This is a genomic window from Hymenobacter sp. CRA2, assembly GCF_002007105.1.
GTDB lineage: Bacteria > Bacteroidota > Bacteroidia > Cytophagales > Hymenobacteraceae > Solirubrum.
Genome location: NZ_MVBC01000006.1, coordinates 166,927 through 184,627, shown reverse-complemented (window position 1 = coordinate 184,627; position 17,701 = coordinate 166,927). Strand labels below are relative to the sequence as shown.

The window sequence follows — 17,701 nt, the reverse complement described above, 5'->3', positions numbered from 1 at the left end:
AAGGGCAATCAGCGCAGCTGGTACAGGTCTACCAGCCGCTTCACATCGGCCAGGCTGCGCTGAGGGGGTGCAAAGGGGGCGGGAATGGGCCGCCGGGCCCAGGTCTGGAAGTAGAGCACGCAGGCGTCGCGCCACCAGAGGGCTTCCTTGTGCTGGGTTTGCAGGCGAGCGGCCACGTCGGCGTGCAGGGCCGGGTCTACTTGCGGCTGCACCGCGGCCCACTGCCGCTGCAGCCACAGCACCGAGTCGGCGCCGGTGTAGTAGCGGGTACACAGCTCGTCCCAGAGGGTGCGGCCAGTGCTCAGCTTCTGGCGCCAGGGCACGTGGTGAAACCAGAGCAGGTAATCGGGCGCAATCGTTTGCGCGTTGCCCCACAGTTTTTGCACCTCGGGGCGGTACAGGGCCAGGGCGTTGGAGCCCTTAGCCGTCCGGTCGAAGCCCAGCCCCACCGAGTCGGCACGGTGGTAGTAGATGGACGTCCAGTCGGGGCGGGCGCTGCGCTCCAGCCAGGGCTGGGGGCCGTAGTGAATGCTCTCGCCCATGATGTGGTGCAGGCCCAGCGGCGTGGTGTAGCGCACGTAGATGCTGCGCGTCTGCTGCATCAGCCCGGCAATGGTCTGCACCGCCGCGGGCTCGTTGGTCAGCGTCTGCCGGGTCCATTCCTCGGCCAGGGCCTTAGAAGATAAGGAATAATCCCAGGCGAGGCGGCCGTAGGCGTACCAGTTGGCCTGCCCCATGGGGTGACCGGTCCAGTTGCGGTCCGAGCCGATGTTGGCCACGCCCGCAATGCCGCTGACGCTGTGCTTATCTACCGAACCGTCGATGACGCGGGCCACCGTCGAGCCTTTGCCCTGGGTGTAGGTGTCCGCATCCAGGCATTCCTTGATGAGCGGTGCCAGGTACACGGCGTGGGTGGCAAAACCCAGGTATTCCTGCGTGAGCTGCACTTCCAGCACCAGCGGGGTGCGCGGCATGGCGCCGAACAGCGGGTGAAACGGCTCCCGCGACTGGAAGTCAATCGGGCCGTTCTTGACCTGCACCAGCACCTTGGGCTGGAACTTGCCGTCGAGCGGCTGAAACTCTTCGTAGGCGGCCTTGAACCGGTCCCCGTTTGGGTCGGCTTTGTACACGAAGGCGCGCCACATCACCACGCCGTCGTGCCGGCCGAGGGCGGCGGCCAGCATGTTGGCCCCGTCGGCGTGGTTGCGGCCGTAGTCCTGCGGGCCGGGCTCCCCTTCCGAGTTGGCCTTCACCAGAAAGCCACCGAAATCGGGAATGGTCTGGTAGATTTCGTCGGTTTTGGCCGTCCACCACTGGCGCACCTTGGCGTCGAGCGGATCGGCCGTGGGCAGCCCGCCAATGACCTTGGGCGCGGCCCAGAACACCGATAAGTACACCCGGATGCCGTAGGGCCGCAGCACGCCGGCCAGGGCGGCCACTTTCTGCAGGTATTCGGCCGTGAGGTAGCGGGCCGAAGCGTTGACGTTGTTAATCACCGCCCCGTTGATGCCCACCGAGGCGTTGGCACGGGCATAGTCGCGGTAGCGCGGGTCGATGACCTCGGGCAGCTCGTACCACTTCCAGATGGAGGAGCCCGCGTAGCCGCGCTCCACCGTGCCGTTGGGGTTGTCCCAGTGGTTGAGCAGGCGGTGCTGAATCTTCGGCACGCTACTGATTGTCAGCCCGTCGAGCGGCTGCCGCGTCTGCACCTGCCGCAGCAGGGCGAAGGCGCCGTAGAGCACGGCCACGTCGCGGCGGCCCGTGATGATGATGTTCTGCTTGTCGGCGTAGATGCGGTAGCCCTCCTCCCCCAGCCCGGCGTTGTCGGCCGCTGCGGCATCCACTTGCAGGATGATGCCGCCCTTCTTGCCCTTGGCATCGGCCAGCACCGGCACCGCTTGGCCCAGCAGGCCGCTCAGGCCGGTTTTCAGCTCCTCGGCCGCGGCTTGCAGCGTAGCCGATTGCCCGCCCTTGGTGCTGATAAACTGCGCGTTGCGCTGGTAGCCTTTGCGCTGGCCGGCGGCCTGCATCAGGTCGTACTTCAGCCACAGGCGGTAGCCATCATCGGCCACTCCGCGGGTAGCGGCGCAGACGACAAGGCACAGCAGTAGCAGGCAGGTACGGAGAGACATGACGTGGGAATGCAGGCAGGACGGAGAAGCGGAAGCAGGCACTGGCCTAAGCCAGCAGGCGGGCCGCAGCGTGGGCGGCCGGGGTATCGGTGGTTGCAGCCGTAGCCGCGGGGGTATCTGGTTCGAGGGAGCGGCGGATGCCCAGCTCCAGGCCGCGCAGCTCGGCCAGCCCGCGCAGGCGGCCGATGGCGGAGTAGCCCGGGTAGGTTTTCTTGTGCAGGTCGTCGAGCATCTGGTGGCCATGGTCGGGGCGCATGGGCAGTTGCGGCTGCCCGAAGCCTTTGCGCTGGCGGCGCTGCTCCTGCAGCACCAGCTCGCGCACCACGGCGTACATGTCCACGTCGCCGGCGAGGTGGTCGGCCTCGTGGAAGTTGCGCGGGTTTTCCTCGCGCTTGGTGGCCCGCAGGTGCACGAAGTGGATGCGGTGCCCCAGCCGCCGCACAATGCCCGGCAGGTCGTTATCCTGGCGCACGCCCAACGAACCGGTGCAGTAGGTGATACCGTTGCTGGGGTGGTCGTAGGCGGCCATGAGCGCGGTCAGGTCGGCCTCGGTGCTCACCACGCGGGGCAGGCCCAGCAGCGGGTAAGGCGGGTCGTCGGGGTGAATGCAGAGGTTCACGCCCACTTCGGCGGCCACCGGGCCGACCTGCTGAATGAAGTAGTGCAGGTTTTGGCGCAGCGTATCGGCGTCGATTTGGGCGTATTCGTCGAGCAGGCCCTGGAAGCCAGCCAGCTCAAAGTCTTCTTCCGAACCGGGCAGGCCCAGCAGCACCGTATTGGTCAGGTGCTGCCGCTCAGCCTCGCTCATGGCGTCGAACTGCGCACGGGCGGCGGCGGCTACTTCGGGCTCGTAGTCGGCCTCGGCGCTGGGGCGGCGCAGGATGCACAGGTCGAACACGGCGAAGTCCTGCCACACGAAGCGCAGGGCCCGCGAGCCGTCGGGCATTTCGTAGCTCAGGTTGGTGCGCGACCAGTCGAGCACCGGCATGAAGTTGTAGCAGACGGTGCGGATGCCGCAGGCCGCGAGGTTGCGCAGCGAGGTTTTGTAGTTGTCGATGTACTGTTCGCGTGCCGGGCGGCCCTTCTTGATGTCCTCGTGCACGGGCAGGCTTTCCACCACCAGCCAGTGCAGCGGTGAGTACTCACTATTATCCGCTTCCACGAGCTGTTGCCGGGCCTGAATATCGGCTACGGGCCATACTTCGCCCACCGAAATCTGGTGCAGGGCAGTGACTACGCCGGTGCAGCCCGCCTGGCGGATGGCAAACAAGGAAACCGGGTCGGACGGACCGAACCAGCGCATGGTGGGAATCATACGCGTGCTGAGAGAAAGTACAATTAATCAGCACTCCCACCTATCTATTGCCGCAACTGCAGTGGGAATGTTGCGGCGGTGGGTGAGCACTGACTTCTGGTCGAAGATAGGCGAACAGTTTTCGCAAAGTCCAGTACACAAACGCCCGTAACACGCTGATTTCGAAATAAAAATACCGAAACCGTTTCCGAAAACGTTTTCGATAGGTATATTTAAGCTCGGGGAGAACAAGTTTTTTTCCCGGGCTTATCTTCAAATAATGAAAGGCCTCCTATCGGCCTTTTTGCGCCCCCTCTCCCACCGGATTTAGAAAAATCCCATTCCCAGTCGTTCTTCCTATGATGAAGTGCAGCAAGTGCCACTCCCCCGACGGAGTGCAGCGCGCCGGCTTTATCCGCGGCCGTCAGCGGTTCTTTTGCAAGCTCTGCGACTACCACTTTACCGACGCCAAAGCCATTCGCACGCCCGAGCGTAAGCGCCACCAAACCACCATCAGCGACGTGGCCAAGGTACTGGGCGTGGCGCCCTCCACCGTCTCGCGGGCGCTGAACGGGCACACCGATATCAATACCAACACGCGCGAGGCCATTCTGGAAGTGGCGCGCCAGCTCGACTACCAGCCCAACCTACTGGCCCAAAGCCTGAAGAGCAGCGCCACGCACACCATCGGCGTGCTCATCCCCGACCTGGAGCGGCCGTTTTTCGCTACCGTCGTGAGCGGTATTCAGCAGGTGGCGGCCGAGGCGGGCTACCGCGTGATGATCTGCCAGTCGAAGGAGTCGTACGAGATGGAAGTCACCAACGTGCAGGCGCTGATGGCCAGCCGCGTCGACGGGCTGCTCATCTGCCACGCCCGCGACACCGAGAACTTCGACCACGTAACCCAGCACGCCAACCGCGGCGTGCCCATCGTGCACTTCGACCGCGTGTGCAACGAGGTGGACAGCGCCCAGGTGGTGCTCGACGACTGGGGCGGCGCTTACGCCGTGACGGAGCACCTGATTCAGGAAGGCTGCCAGCGCATTGCCATCCTGGCTGGGCCCGAGTCCCTGCTGATCAGCCGGCAGCGCATCCTGGGCTACCAAAACGCGCTCAAGCGCTACCACCTGCCCATCCGGCCCGAGTACGAGGTGCACGGCAACTTCCAGCCCGAATCGGCGGTGGCAGCCCTGGATGCCTGGCTGGCCCTGCCCGAGCCGCCCGACGCCATCTTCGCCATCAGCTACCGCAACGCCTTCGACCTGATGCTGGCTCTGAAGCAGCGCGGCCTGCGCATTCCGCAGGACGTGGCCGTGGCGGGCTTCGGCGACGAGTTTCTGGCGGCGCTGGTCGAGCCTGGCCTCACCACCGTCGACCTGCACCCGCACCGGCTGGGCCAGCAGGCCGCCCGGCTATTTCTGGACCAGATCCGGCAGAAGGAAAACTTCAAGCCCCGCACCTACGTGGTATCTGGCGACCTGGTCATCCGGCAGTCGTCGCTGAAGGGCGTCGGCGGGCGCTTCAACCTGGAGATTTGAGCTAAGAGCCTACCTAAGTAAGTCCAGTCGTCATGTCGAGCGAAGTCGAGACATGACTGCCTGTTTCAGTCTGCGTGACTTGTGGATAGGCTCTAGGTAGCATTGCAGAGCGGCGGAGGTATTCCGCCGCTCTTTTTCTTTTCCTGACCGTCCTGCTGAGCCCCGTCGAAGCACCTCTACCGAACAGCTAAGCCGTTAGAGATGCTTCGACGGGGATCAGCAGGACGGTCTAATGTTTTCAGACATATCCCACCAATAGTCACACTTAGGGATAGATATTTGAGGCTTCAACCCCTCTCGTGAAACGCTCGGTTCTCCTTCTCTTTGTCGTCACCGCGCTGACTTTGCTAGCCGCGGCTTACCCGCGCGTAAAGCGCCGGCTGGTACGCTTCCGCCACCTGCGCCAGGCAGAAGCCGCTATGGCGCGAGAAACGGCGGCGCTGCACGACGGTGACCTAATCTTTCACACCTCACAGTCGGCGCAGAGCCGGGCCATTCAGCTGGCTACGCACTCCAAGTACAGTCACTGCGGCGTCCTGTTCCGGCAGGGCGGCGAGTGGCAGGTGTTCGAGGCTGTGCAGCCGGTGGGCACCACCTTGCTGGTCAAGTGGATTGCGCGAGGCCAAGGCGGCCATTTCGTGGTGAAGCGCCTGCGCGACGCCGATCAGGTGCTGACGCCTGCGGCGCTGCAGCGCCTGCAAAAGGCCGGCGAGCAGTACCGCGGCAAGAACTACGACCTGTACTTCGGCTGGTCCGACGAGCGGATTTACTGCTCCGAGCTGCTGTGGAAGATGTACCACGAGGCCACGGGCCGCGAAATCGGGCAGCTGCAGCGGCTACGGGAATTCGACCTATCACACCCGGCCGTGCAACAAAAAATGCGCGAGCGGTACGGCAGCCGTCTGCCGCTCGATGAGCAGGTGATTTCGCCGGTGCGCATGTTCGACAGCCCGGAGCTGGTGACGGTGACGCAGCGCTGAACCGGCCTGCACCTCAGTAGCCGCCCTGAAAATCAGCGAAGGGCACCTTGCCGTAGTCTTTTTCTGCTTCCAGGCCTTCCTCAACCTCGTTGCCCGTAGTGTCCTGGCATGAATAGTCGACGCGGCCGAAGCGGTGCAACAGCCAGTCGCGCCGGGCGCGGTTGTAGTGGAAGGTGACGACGAAATGCGTCTTGTCGCAAGCCCCGTACAGGCTTTCGATGGAGAAGTAATTGCCCTTGATAACGATGCCGCTAAAAGGGTCGCCCACGCCTGCGCCCCCACAATCGGAGCACTCCACCACGGCATCGTTGGTGGCGGCAATGCGCAGCTTCGGGAAGCCGTCGTTGACGACCAACAGCACCGTCCGGCACCGCGAGTCGCCGCCCACGCCCTCATCGGTGGCGCAAGGCTGCTCGGCCAGCACAATTAGGTCGGGGCGGCCGTCAGCATTGATGTCACCCGCCTTGAACTCGGCCACTTTCAACTTGGGGGAATGGGCCTGAATAAGCGCATCGAGCACAGCCGCGGTGTCGCCGGGTGTACTTGCAGCGGGCTCGGGTGCTACAGGAGCACTTGGCGCCGCGGCGGCTGACTCAACCGACGCTGTTTTTTCAGCAGCCGGCTCGGAGCAGGCAATGCAGCCCACTAACAACAGCGCGGGCAACAGGAAGCGGGTATTGACGAGCATGGCAAGTATGGCGTAGGTGCTACGGCTTCACCTCCTTGAAGCCCATTTTCTTTACTTCCTCCTCCGAGAGGTTTTTCACCTCCGAAATTACGTTCACATCGGATTTCTGCACCAGCTTGGCTTCACCAGGAGCCTGGGTTTGTTGCTTTTGCTGCTCGGAGTTGGCCAGCACCACTTTGGTGTTGTTCTCCACCTGCTTGAACTCGATGTTGACCTGATTGACGCGCTGCTGAGCCGTTACCAAGTCGCGGCGCAGGGCATCCACCTGGTTTTTGTACTCGTCGGTCGTCATGGCCTGCCGCTTCAGGCTTTCCTGAATTTCGGCCACTTTTCTTTTCAGCTCGTCGGCCTCGGCCTTGGCGGTTTTCAGCTCCGTTTCCTTGGCGCGGCGCTCCTGCTCGGCACGGTCGGCATCCTGGCGGGCGCGGTCGGCCTGCTGGCGGGCGGCCAGCTCGTTGCTGCTGATGACGTTGTCGCAGTTTTTGGTCAGCAGCAGGTTGGTCAGGCTCACCAAGTCCACCGACACCACGTAGTCCGTCTTGAACTGGTCGGAGGAGCTGTACACCTTGCCGTTGGCGCTGAACACGGTGCCGGTGATGCCCGCCTCGGCGTTGATTTCCTGGTAGGTGCGGCTGTGTACGCTGGTAAGCTTGGCCGAGCGGATGTAGTAAATCCGCTTTTTCAGGTCGGGCGCTACGTTTTTGGAGGCCTTGCAGATGTCTAGGTAGGGAATCGAGCCTTCGGGCACCAGCACGCCGTTGATGTCCGTCACAATCAGCTCCACCACCGAGGCGTGGCCGGCCGCCACCGAGGCAATCATGTAGCTGCCGTTCATCTTGAAGGCCGCGCTGATCTTGGAGCTGTAGAGCACGTCCGACAACGACACGTTCTTCAGCGGCGGCTCCCCGGCCTTGATGTACTGGCCGATGATACTGGCCTTGTCCCGGTCTTCGAGCAGGATGAGGCAGCCGGCCAGGTCCTCAATCTTGTTGCGGTACATGGCCAGCCCCTTGATGAAGGTGCGGTCGGTGTAGTCCTTCGGCAGGTTGCCGTTGAGCATGGGCGCGCCGTCGTTGAGCTTCACGCGCACGATGCGGCCTTGCGCGTGGGCCGAGACAGTAAGCAGCAGCGCCACCAGCGTGGCGAAAGTGGCTAGTAGCCCTTGTTTCATGTGAGTAGGCGGCCGAAGCGGGTCGAGGATAAAACTCAGCAGCCTAAGCAAAATTAAGGAATACGGCGCAGCGGCTCATGCCTGTACTCTCCTGATGGAAAGACAAGACTCGTTATTTCCGGAACAGTTGGTTGCGCAGTGCTCCGAAGTCGTGTATGTGCTGCCGCTGCCAATAACAGCTTAAGTCAAATTGATTCTTGAGTATTGCATCGAACGTACCGCCGCTATACCCTGCTTGTCGCTCTTGTAGGGTACACGCCAGCATTTGTTGCATATACCGCTTGACCTGCTGCTCGTCCTCAGCACTCATACGACGCTGTGCAACCAACAGGTAGCGGTGCCCGGGTCGATTTGCGCATTTGATAGGGTCGACCCACAACGTAGCTGTATACGGCCCCTGCCGCCACCGCCGAAACGCCACCCCGGCTTTAGGATGCTGCTTCGCTGGCAAGTATATTCTGATTTGTTCACGCTTAGAGCCCCATTCGCCGCATTCAGCTAATGCCGGAAATTGTGCGTCCAGAAGCAGCGTATCACCCCACGACAGATTGCCGATTACATGCTGTCGACTAGGCGCAGCCGGCTTGTTTTGCATCGATTCGCACGACTTAGCTAGCAGCAAAAACAGTACGCACGTTGCACAAAAAGTCCCAAATATCCGTAGCATTCGATGTGCGCAATATTGCCGAGTTAGTCTTTTGGATGATTAGCGTTAAACGAATAAAGTAGCTGCATCCGCATCCGACGCCATTTCCCCGCCTTCATCTTTCTACCTTCGCCTATATCGTGCCCAGGGACGCGGCGCGCAACTGTTTAGCTGCCCCCGGGGTTCTTGGTACTCCATCTGCTGAATTTCAGTCCTTGCTGACTACTGCCTACTCTCCTTGGTTTATCCTGCTGTGTCTGGCCATTGGGGCTGGCTACGCGGCGCTGCTGTATTCGAAAAAGGCCCCGTGGAGCCGCGCGCTGAACCTGACGCTGGCGGCACTGCGCTTTGTGCTGGTGAGCATGCTGTGCTGGCTGCTGCTGGGGCCCATTTTCCGGCGCAACACCACCTCGCAGGAAGCGCCCACCGTGGTGCTGGCCGTCGACGACTCCCGCTCCGTACCACTGTACTCGGCTGACTCCACTGCGCTGCGCCGCACGCTCACGGGCCTCGATGCCATGACCCAGCGTCTGCGCCAAGCCGGCTACGCCGTGCAGCTGCGCACCCTCGACACGGCCGCGCCGGCCCAGGTGGCGCAGGTGCGCTTCCGGCAGGGCGCTACCAACCTCGACGGGCTGCTGACCGGCCTGCAGCAAAGCTACCAGGGCCGCAACCTGGCCGCCGTGGTGCTGGCCTCCGACGGCCTCGCCAACCAGGGCCGCCCGCCCGTCTACGCCGATTTCAGCTACCCCATCTACCCCGTGGCCCTGGGCGACACCATCCCGCGCCGCGACCTGCGCGTGACGGATCTGCGCTACAATCGCGTGGCCTTCGCCGGCAACCGCTTTCCCGTGGAGGCCGAAATCGGCTACGACGGTTTCCCGGGTGGCGGCACGGCCACGGTGCTGCTGCGCGAAAACGGCCGCGTGCTGGCCCGGCAGCAAATTACGCTGAAGCCTACGCAGCGCTTGCAGCGCACCCAATTCATGCTGAGCGCGGCCGCCCCCGGCAAGCACCGCTACGAAGTGCTGGTGGAGCAGCAGCCCGGCGAGTTCACCCCGCTCAACAACACCCGCAACGCTTACATCGAGGTGGTGAAGGGGCGCCTGCGGGTGCTGCTGGCCGGCGCCGCCCCCCACCCCGACCTGAAAGCCCTGCGCACCGCTTTGCTAGGCAACGACAATTTCGACGTGACGCTGGTGCTACCGGGCATTGCCCCGCTGCGGGCCCAGCAGGATTACGACGTGGCCATTCTGCACCAGCTGCCCAGCCGCACCGGCGAGGGCCGCGAGGTGCTGCAGTACGTGCGCAGCCGCCATCTGCCGGCCCTGTACGTGCTCGGCGCCCAATCCGACCTGCCGGCCTACAACGGCCTCGGCACCGGCCTGCGCGTATCCGGCGCCGGCGCGCAGGAAGTTTCGCCGGCCATCAATCCCAACTTCACCCGCTTTACCCTCGACGCCGAAGCCGCCGGCCGCGTGGCCGATTACCCCGCCGTGCCCGTGGCCGTAGCCGATGCCCAAACCGGCGGCGGGGCCGAGGTCATTCTGCGTCAGCAGCTCGGCCAGGCCCGTACCGCCCGCCCCTTGCTGCTGGTGGCCGGGCAGGCCGGCCAGCGGCAAGCCACGCTGCTCACCGATGGCAGCTGGCAGTGGCGCCTGCACGAAGCCGCCACCCACCCCGATGAGCGCGCCCCGGCCTACGACGGCCTCATCACCCGCCTGCTGCAGCTGCTCACCCAGGACTCGCGCCGCAAACGCCTCGACGTGTACCCCACGCAGGACGCTTTCAATACCACCGACGACGTGACGATGGGCGTAGAAACCTACAACGCCGTGTTTGAGCGCGTGTACGGGCAGCGCATCACCCTCACGCTCACCGACGAGCAGAACCGCCCGCGCACGTTCAACTTCACCAACGGCGAAAACGGCGGCCCCATGCGCTTGGGTACTTTGCCCGGCGGCGTGTACCGCTACACCGCCCGCGCCACCGTGGCCGGGCAGGCTCAGGAAGACCGTGGCGAACTACTGGTGCAGGAGCAGCAGTTGGAAGCCGGTGCCGCCCACGCCGACCACAATGCCCTCTACCAGCTGGCCCAGCGCAGCGGCGGCCGCCTCTACTACCCCTCGCAGCTCCAGCAGCTGGAGCGGCAGCTCTTACAAGCTAAGTTCAAGCCCGTCATCTACTCGCAGGAGGAGCTGAAAGACCTCATCGACGAGCCTTGGCTGCTAGTGCTGCTACTGGCCCTCGTGACGGCCGAATGGGCCGCGCGACGGTATTCGGGCAGTATTTAGTATTCTTCTCCTCGTCATCCTGACGGACTTTTTATTTCCGATATGGACTACCCCACCGCCCTCGAAAAGCTCCTGCGCCACGCGGGGCTCTCCAAGCAGAAGCCCTCGGCCGAGGATTTTCAGTACGTGCTTTACCTCATCAGCGACAAGAAAACCTTCCGCCCAGTACAGCCGCTGGCCGATGACGTGGTGGCCTGTCTGGAAGTCGTAAATCAGCACCTGAACGGGGCTGAGCCGGCCGAAACGGACGATGCCGCCAAAGCCTCCACCCTGGACCGCGCGCTGGTGTACGCCTTGAGCAGCCTGCTCACTACCGGCCGCAAATACACCACCTGGGTGGAAAGTGAGTCGGGTTTTGCGCCCGAATCAGTGACCGAAATGCGCCGGACCGTGCAGGCTATCGAATTAGGATGGAACTTTGTGCTGGCCGGCGACTCCAATTCCATTCGGAAGGACGTCGACACCTGGTTGGACTAAATCCGCCCCGGCCTCGTTTTACTTTCCCGGACGCGGCCACCGCGTCGCCACCTTTCTGCCATGCGCTACCTGCTCGTCAACAAGCCCTTCGAAGTCCTGCCCCAGTTTACCGACGAGGCCGGGCGCGCCACCCTTAAGCAGTTTGTGCAGGTGCCGGAGGTGTACCCCGTCGGCCGCCTCGACTACGACTCCGAGGGCCTGATGCTGCTCACCGACGACAAGCAGCTGCAGTTTCGCCTGGCCGAGCCGCGCTACAAGGTGCCCAAAACCTACTGGGTGCAGGTAGAAGGCGAGCCCACCGAGGAAGCCCTGGAACAGTTGCGCCGCGGCGTGCAGATCAAGGACGGCTTCACTGCTCCGGCCGAAGTGCATTTGCTGCCTGAGACGCCCGCCGGCCTCTGGGAACGAAGCAAACCGGTGCGCTTCCGCGCCAACATCCCGACGAGCTGGATCGAGCTGACTATTTCGGAGGGCATGAACCGGCAGGTGCGCAAGATGACGGCCGCCGTGGGCTTTCCTACCCTGCGCCTGGTGCGGGCCGGTATTGCCTCCTTGGAGGTGCAGCAGTTGCAGCCCGGCCAGTGGCGCGAGCTGACGGCCGCCGAAGTGCAGGAACTGAAAAGCCTCACGGCTGCTGCGCTGCCCGGCGAAACTGCCCCGCGCCGCAGCAAGAACTTCGTGCCGTACGACCCCAACTACGAGCAGAAGGTAGCCGCTGAAAAAGCGGCCCGCGCCCGCCGCGCCTCCGAAAGGGCCGCTTCGGGCCGCGGCCCCAAAGGCGGTGGCCGCTCCGGCGGCCGCTCGGCCGGCAGCACCCGTGGTACCGGCCCGGCTGGCGCCGCGCCGCGCGGCGGTAAGCCCAGCGGCGGTGCCGGCAGCCCGCGCCCGGGCGGCAAAACGGCCGGCTCCGGTTCCGCCCGGCCGGCTTCTTCGGGTCGTTCATCGGCCCCGTCGGGCCGGCCGCCGCGCCGCAGCAAATGAGTGTGCCCGTGAAGCCCCGGCGTCGGTGGCGTTGGCTGATTCTGGCGGCGCTGCTTCTGTTTGTACTCGCCAACGTAGTGGCCTTCAACCACGCCTGGCGCTTCACGCACTTTTCCACGGAGGCGGGGCAGCACACCGCTAACCCCGAGCAGCTTTCCTTGGCCGACAAGCTCTGGGTACTAGCCACTGGCATCCACAACCCCAAGCCGCGCAATGCGCAGTCGCCAGCCTTTTTCTTTCAGACGGTCACTATTCCTAGCCCCAACGGCAGCCTGGAAAGCTGGTACAGCCCGGTAGCCGATGCCCGCGGCACGGTGGCGCTGTTTCATGGCTACACCAGCGACAAATCCCACCTGCTCCACGAAGCGGCGTACTTCCGGCAGCTGGGCTACTCCGTGCTCCTGACCGACTTTGCCGGGGCCGGCGGCTCCGAGGGCAACCGTATCACCGTGGGTTACCGCGAGGCCGACGACGTAGCGGCCGTGGTGCAGTGGCTGCGCGAGCGGCAGCCGGAAGCCCGCGTGGTGCTCTACGGCGTGAGCATGGGCGCCGTGGCCATCCTGCGCGCCGAAAGTGAGCTGGGCGTGCAGGCCGATGCCAACATTGTGGAGTGCCCCTACGGCAGCATGCTCCAAACGGCCGAAAACCGCTTCCACTCCATGGGCGTGCCGCCGTTCCCGATGGCCAACCTGCTCGTGTTTTGGGGTGGCGTGCAAAACGGCTTCTGGGCCTACGACCTTTCGGCCGAAGCCTACGCCCGCAGAGTCAAGACGCCGACCCTGCTGATGTGGGGCGAAGCCGACCCGCGCGTAACGCGCCAGGAAACCGACGCTATTTATGCTGCCCTGGCCGGCCCCAAGCAGCGCCGCGACTTCCCCGGCAGCGGCCACGAGCCGTACTGGCGCCGGCACAAGGTGGGCTGGCAGAGCGCCATCTGGGATTTTTTGACCAGGCGCAACCTGACCTCCTCCGCTATGTAGCTGCGCCGCCAGGGCGCTGATTATTCATTGCCGACCAGTCTCGTCCGACAACGACTTAGCGCCGGTTTATACCGATGGCTGCTCGGGAAGCGGCTTTCATGCTACCAAAGACGGCGGACGCTTAGCCTCTTCAGATTGAGCGCAGCTTAGGCAAATAGCGTAAATCTGCGGCTCAACCGTTCGGACTTGGGGCGGACTTAAGCCGCCCATTGGAAGCTCAATTTCCGGTTCTTAGCTAGCCTGTCCCACCGGCATTTCGGCGCGGCCGATGCGGCCCAAGTGCGTATGCTGAAAGCCGGTCGGGTACTTCAGCCCGTAGCCCAGCAGGCGGTCGAAGGCGGAGTGGCCGAGCAGCACAGCGCCCGCCAACATCAGCACCGGAGCGCCGAGCAACCAGCCGGCTACCCCGCAGGCTATAGCTAGGGCTTTGTGGTGAAACAGGTTGTAGCTGAGCGCTCCAATGCGCGGGCTGGCTAAGTAGCCCAGGGCGCTCAGGTCGGGCAGCAGAAAAGCGGCCGGCAGCACCCACCAGGCGTAGGGCAGGTAGGCAAATACCACCACGGCCAGGAGCATTTCGGCCAGTTCTTCGGTTTTCAGCAGGTTTTTCACGGTATTGTTGGGTTGTTGGTGAATGCTCAAGTGAACAGCCCAAAGGTCCGGCGGCCTGCCGCCCGCCGACGATAACAAAAGATAAGAAAACGTCTATCTATCCGCCCCGCGCCACGCGGGCCCGGATGCGGCTCAACGACACTGGCGTAATGCCTAGGTAATTGGCCACCAGGTGCTGCGGAATTCGCTCCAGGATTTTGGTTTTGCCCGAAGCCAGCAGGACCTGGTACCGCTCCTCGGGCGAGAGCAGCAGCTGCTCCGTTAGGCGAGCATCGGTGCCGAGCAGGTGGTACTCAGCCACCAGGCGCCCGAACCGTTCGTACACCGGAAACCGGTCGTACAACTCGCGCAGCACGGCGTAATCGAATACCAGCAACTCGGCTTCGGTCAGGGCCTGAATGTTGAGTTGGCCGGGCTTGCCCGTCAAGCAGCTGGGGTAATCACCCAGCAAGTGGTTTTCAAAGAAGAAATAAGTGGTGCGCTCCTCGCCGTCGGGCCGCGGGTAATACAAGCGCAGCGCCCCACTAAGCACCAGCGCCAACACCGGCCGGTACTGCCCCACCTGCACGAAATGCGCCCCGCGGGCCAACCGCTCCGTCCGCAGTGCTGCTTCTAGCGGGGCCCACTCTTGCTCGGTGAGGCCCGGCACAAAACGAAGCAAATAGGCGCGTAGTGGATTCATGCGGTAAACATAAGCGCTACAATAGCTACTGGCTGGGTAAAAACAGCCTACCCTTCGACAGCAAAGCCCGAGGTCATTATGCTGCGCCCGAGTGGCAAAACCTGCCGCAGCCGCTTGGTAAAGCCCAGCCAGGCAGAAGCATTACAGCTTTACTCCCACAATCCGGAATATCTGTCGGCCCGCCGTTGCCGTACAATTGCCTTTCGTCAGAAAACCCGGGGCGCTTCTGCCGCGCGGTGACATTGTGGCAGCCCAAAAGCCTATTTTCGGCCTTGGTACGCTGCTTGTAATCTGCCGGTCAGCCGCCTCAGTCGGGGCGGCTTCTGACTAAGACACCTTCACCCTACTCACTCCATAACAATGGGCAAAATTATCGGTATTGACCTCGGCACGACCAACTCGTGCGTGGCCGTGATGGAAGGCAACGAACCGGTTGTAATTCCGAATAGCGAAGGCCGCCGCACGACCCCGTCGATTGTGGCATTCCTCGATAATGGCAAAGGCGAGCGTAAAGTAGGCGACCCTGCTAAGCGCCAGGCTATTACCAACCCCAAGAATACCATCGCCTCGATCAAGCGCTTCATGGGCCGCCGCTTCTCGGAAGCTTCCAGCGAAGCTGGCCACATGGCCTACGAAGTCGTGCGTGGCAACAACGATACGGCCGTCGTGCAAATCGGCGACCGGCAGTACACCCCGCAGGAAATCTCCGCCATGGTGCTGCAAAAGATGAAGCAAACCGCTGAGGACTACCTCGGTACGACCGTAACTGAGGCGGTTATCACCGTTCCGGCTTACTTCAACGATGCCCAGCGCCAGGCTACCAAAGAAGCCGGTGCCATTGCGGGCCTCGACGTGAAGCGCATCATCAACGAGCCGACCGCCGCTGCCCTGGCCTACGGCCTCGACAAAGACCACTCGAACCACAAAGTCGCTGTCTATGACCTCGGCGGTGGTACGTTTGATATTTCGATTCTGGAGCTGGACAACGGCGTGTTCGAAGTGCTGTCGACCAACGGCGACACCCACCTCGGCGGCGACGACTTCGACCAGGTAATCATCAACTTCCTGGCCGAGACCTTCTCAAATGAGAACGAAGGCCTGGACCTGCGCAAGGACCCAATGGCCCTGCAGCGCCTGAAGGAAGCCGCCGAAAAGGCCAAGATTGAGCTGTCGTCCTCGAACGAGACGGAAGTCAACCTGCCCTACATCACGGCTACCGCTTCGGGCCCCAAGCACTTGGTGGTGAAAATCAGCCGCGCCAAGTTTGAGCAGCTGGCCGACTCGCTGATTCGCCGTTCGATGGAGCCCTGCAAAAAGGCTCTGCAAGACGCCGGCCTGACTGCCGCTGACATCAACGACGTAATCCTCGTAGGTGGCTCGACGCGCATTCCGCGCATCCAGGAAGAAGTAGAGAAGTTCTTCGGCAAGAAGCCTTCGAAGGGCGTAAACCCCGACGAAGTGGTGGCCGTGGGCGCTGCCATCCAGGGCGGCGTGCTCACCGGTGAGGTGAAGGACGTGCTGCTGCTGGACGTGACCCCGCTGAGCCTCGGCATCGAGACCATGGGCGGCGTGATGACCAAGCTCATCGAGTCGAACACGACCATTCCGACCAAGAAATCGGAGACCTTCTCGACGGCTTCGGATAACCAGCCTTCGGTGGAAATCCACGTGCTGCAAGGCGAGCGGCCGCTGGCTTCGCAGAACCGCACCATCGGCAAGTTCCACCTCGACAGCATTCCGCCCGCCCCGCGCGGCGTGCCGCAGATCGAAGTAATTTTCGACATCGACGCCAACGGCATTCTGCACGTGACGGCCAAGGACAAAGGCACCGGCAAAGAGCAGAAAATCCGCATCGAAGCATCCTCCGGCCTGTCGGATGCCGACATCGAGCGGATGCGCCAGGAAGCCCAGGCCAACGCCGAAGCTGACAAGACGGAGCGGGAGCGGATTGAGAAGGTCAACCAGGCCGACTCGATGATCTTCCAGACCGAGAAGCAGCTGAAGGAGTACGGCGACAAGCTGAGCGCCGGCAACAAGTCGGCTATCGAATCGGCGCTGACGGAGCTGCGCTCGGCCCACGAGAGCAAGGACCTGGCCCGCATCGACTCGGCCATGACGGCCATCAACGCGGCCTGGCAAGCAGCCTCGCAGGAAATGTACGCCCAGGGTGGCGGTGCCGAAGGTCAGCCCCAGGGCTACCCCGGCGGCGACGCCAGCGGCTTCCAGGGCGGCCAGCCCGGCGGCAACGGCCAGCAAACCCAGGGCCACGACAACGTGACCGACGTGGACTACGAAGAAGTAGACGGCCAGAAGTAATTCTGGCTAGTCGATAAGCAAAAAGCCCCGCAGCGTCAGCTGCGGGGCTTTTTTTGTTGTCAGGCAAAGGCATTGGTCGTCAACAGGGGCTAACGGTTGTTTCGCCACGGTGCCCCGGGGCCATAGTTGGTGGCACGGCGCAAAGCTTGTAGCTTACGCTAATTTATAGTCTTGCTCATGCTCCGTTCGGCTCTTGCACTCAGCCTCTTATTGATTACCATTGCGGTTCAGGCCCAAACGGCTTCTACCGACACCACCGCATTTCCTGTCGGCTACTGCACGGCGCTGCCCCGACCCTCTTTCGAGCAGTGGGACGCCGACTTCGGGCGATACGAACGGTGGTTGACGCCGGAGCTGCGCAAGACGCAAATGGGAATGGGCTTTCAGCGCGAAGGCGTGCACACCTGGTTTTGCCAGCCTTCTGCCAATCCACATGCCCAGCTGGACACGGCCACTGTTATCCGAAATGCTACGCAGCTGCAAGGCAACTGGCGCGCCGTGGTCACGCGCCGCGTCACGCACATCGACTCGGTATCCTTCGCCGAAAAGCGCATCTACCGCTCGGCCACGATGCAGCCCAGCGCCAACCCCTACACGCTGCTGCTAACCGACCGGAAGCTGCGCCTGACGGAAATCAATGCCGGCAGCGGCAAGGCCGGCAAAGCCCACAACTCCAACTACGAACTGGTTAATCAGCGCTATTTGCTGACGTATGGACTCGCCAAAAGTGGCGGCGCCGTATCACAGGTAGGCCTGGACACGGCGGGCCGGCTGGTCATGCACACCTGCGCCGTGACGGAACGCAAAATCCCGGGCCGTTACCAAGTGTACCAGACGATAATCAGCCAAACGATTCTGGAGCGCCAATAACGGCTGAAGCAGAAACCAGGCAGCTAATGCAAAAGGCCGGAAC

14 protein-coding genes are annotated in these 17,701 nt (G+C 63.0%); 8 read left to right on the top strand and 6 right to left on the bottom strand.

The window, feature by feature from the left end; all coding sequences use genetic code 11:
- Nucleotides 1-8: 8 nt before the first annotated feature.
- On the bottom strand, nt 9-2,132 hold the full coding sequence (locus B0919_RS11680; protein WP_078012431.1) for an alpha-glucuronidase family glycosyl hydrolase: 2,124 nt from the start codon (nt 2,130-2,132) through the stop codon (nt 9-11).
- Nucleotides 2,133-2,178: 46 nt separating this feature from the next.
- Entirely contained in the window at nt 2,179-3,447 is a 1,269-nt protein-coding gene (gene uxuA, locus B0919_RS11675; RefSeq protein WP_254846557.1) for a mannonate dehydratase, read from the bottom strand.
- Between the two features lie 338 nt (nt 3,448-3,785).
- Between uxuA and B0919_RS11670 the strand changes: the two genes are divergently transcribed.
- Both B0919_RS11670 and B0919_RS11665 read left to right on the top strand, forming a co-directional pair.
- Nucleotides 3,786-4,964: a LacI family DNA-binding transcriptional regulator gene (locus B0919_RS11670; protein WP_078012430.1), complete on the top strand. Its 1,179-nt coding sequence runs from the start codon at nt 3,786-3,788 to the stop codon at nt 4,962-4,964.
- A gap of 299 nt (nt 4,965-5,263) precedes the next feature.
- Nucleotides 5,264-5,944, top strand: a complete 681-nt coding sequence (locus B0919_RS11665) for a YiiX family permuted papain-like enzyme (protein WP_078012429.1) — start codon at nt 5,264-5,266, stop codon at nt 5,942-5,944.
- 13 nt (nt 5,945-5,957) lie between these two features.
- On the opposite strand, the gene B0919_RS11660 is transcribed toward B0919_RS11665, so the two are convergent.
- Nucleotides 5,958-6,632, bottom strand: a complete 675-nt coding sequence (locus B0919_RS11660) for a hypothetical protein (RefSeq protein WP_139362074.1) — start codon at nt 6,630-6,632, stop codon at nt 5,958-5,960.
- A gap of 19 nt (nt 6,633-6,651) precedes the next feature.
- Nucleotides 6,652-7,803, bottom strand: a complete 1,152-nt coding sequence (locus B0919_RS11655) for a hypothetical protein (RefSeq protein ID WP_078012427.1) — start codon at nt 7,801-7,803, stop codon at nt 6,652-6,654.
- A gap of 861 nt (nt 7,804-8,664) precedes the next feature.
- Here B0919_RS11655 and B0919_RS11645 point away from each other — a divergent pair.
- The 4 genes from B0919_RS11645 to B0919_RS11630 are packed head-to-tail and all read left to right on the top strand — an operon-like array spanning nt 8,665 to nt 13,181.
- On the top strand, nt 8,665-10,743 hold the full coding sequence (locus tag B0919_RS11645) for a VWA domain-containing protein (protein ID WP_254846556.1): 2,079 nt from the start codon (nt 8,665-8,667) through the stop codon (nt 10,741-10,743).
- A gap of 42 nt (nt 10,744-10,785) precedes the next feature.
- Entirely contained in the window at nt 10,786-11,220 is a 435-nt protein-coding gene (locus B0919_RS11640) for a hypothetical protein (RefSeq protein ID WP_078012425.1), read from the top strand.
- A gap of 60 nt (nt 11,221-11,280) precedes the next feature.
- A complete protein-coding gene (locus tag B0919_RS25230) occupies nt 11,281-12,201 on the top strand; it encodes a pseudouridine synthase (protein ID WP_176133006.1) in 921 nt (306 codons plus the stop codon).
- 8 nt (nt 12,202-12,209) lie between these two features.
- The gene (locus tag B0919_RS11630; RefSeq protein ID WP_176133005.1) at nt 12,210-13,181 is read left to right on the top strand and encodes an alpha/beta hydrolase; all 972 of its coding nucleotides are present in this window, start codon (nt 12,210-12,212) and stop codon (nt 13,179-13,181) included.
- A 231-nt stretch (nt 13,182-13,412) separates the two neighbouring features.
- On the opposite strand, the gene B0919_RS11625 is transcribed toward B0919_RS11630, so the two are convergent.
- Nucleotides 13,413-13,790 carry a DUF4260 domain-containing protein gene (locus B0919_RS11625; RefSeq protein ID WP_078012526.1) on the bottom strand — a complete coding sequence of 126 codons (378 nt, stop codon included), beginning with the start codon at nt 13,788-13,790 and terminating at the stop codon, nt 13,413-13,415.
- Between the two features lie 97 nt (nt 13,791-13,887).
- Nucleotides 13,888-14,472: a Crp/Fnr family transcriptional regulator gene (locus B0919_RS11620; protein ID WP_078012423.1), complete on the bottom strand. Its 585-nt coding sequence runs from the start codon at nt 14,470-14,472 to the stop codon at nt 13,888-13,890.
- 360 nt (nt 14,473-14,832) lie between these two features.
- Here B0919_RS11620 and dnaK point away from each other — a divergent pair, with 360 nt between their 5' ends.
- Together dnaK and B0919_RS11610 are read left to right on the top strand one after the other, a co-directional pair.
- On the top strand, nt 14,833-16,788 hold the full coding sequence (dnaK, locus tag B0919_RS11615) for a molecular chaperone DnaK (RefSeq protein ID WP_078012422.1): 1,956 nt from the start codon (nt 14,833-14,835) through the stop codon (nt 16,786-16,788).
- Between the two features lie 177 nt (nt 16,789-16,965).
- Nucleotides 16,966-17,658, top strand: coding sequence for a hypothetical protein (locus B0919_RS11610; protein ID WP_139362073.1), 693 nt, complete (start codon nt 16,966-16,968; stop codon nt 17,656-17,658).
- Nucleotides 17,659-17,701 lie beyond the last annotated feature (43 nt).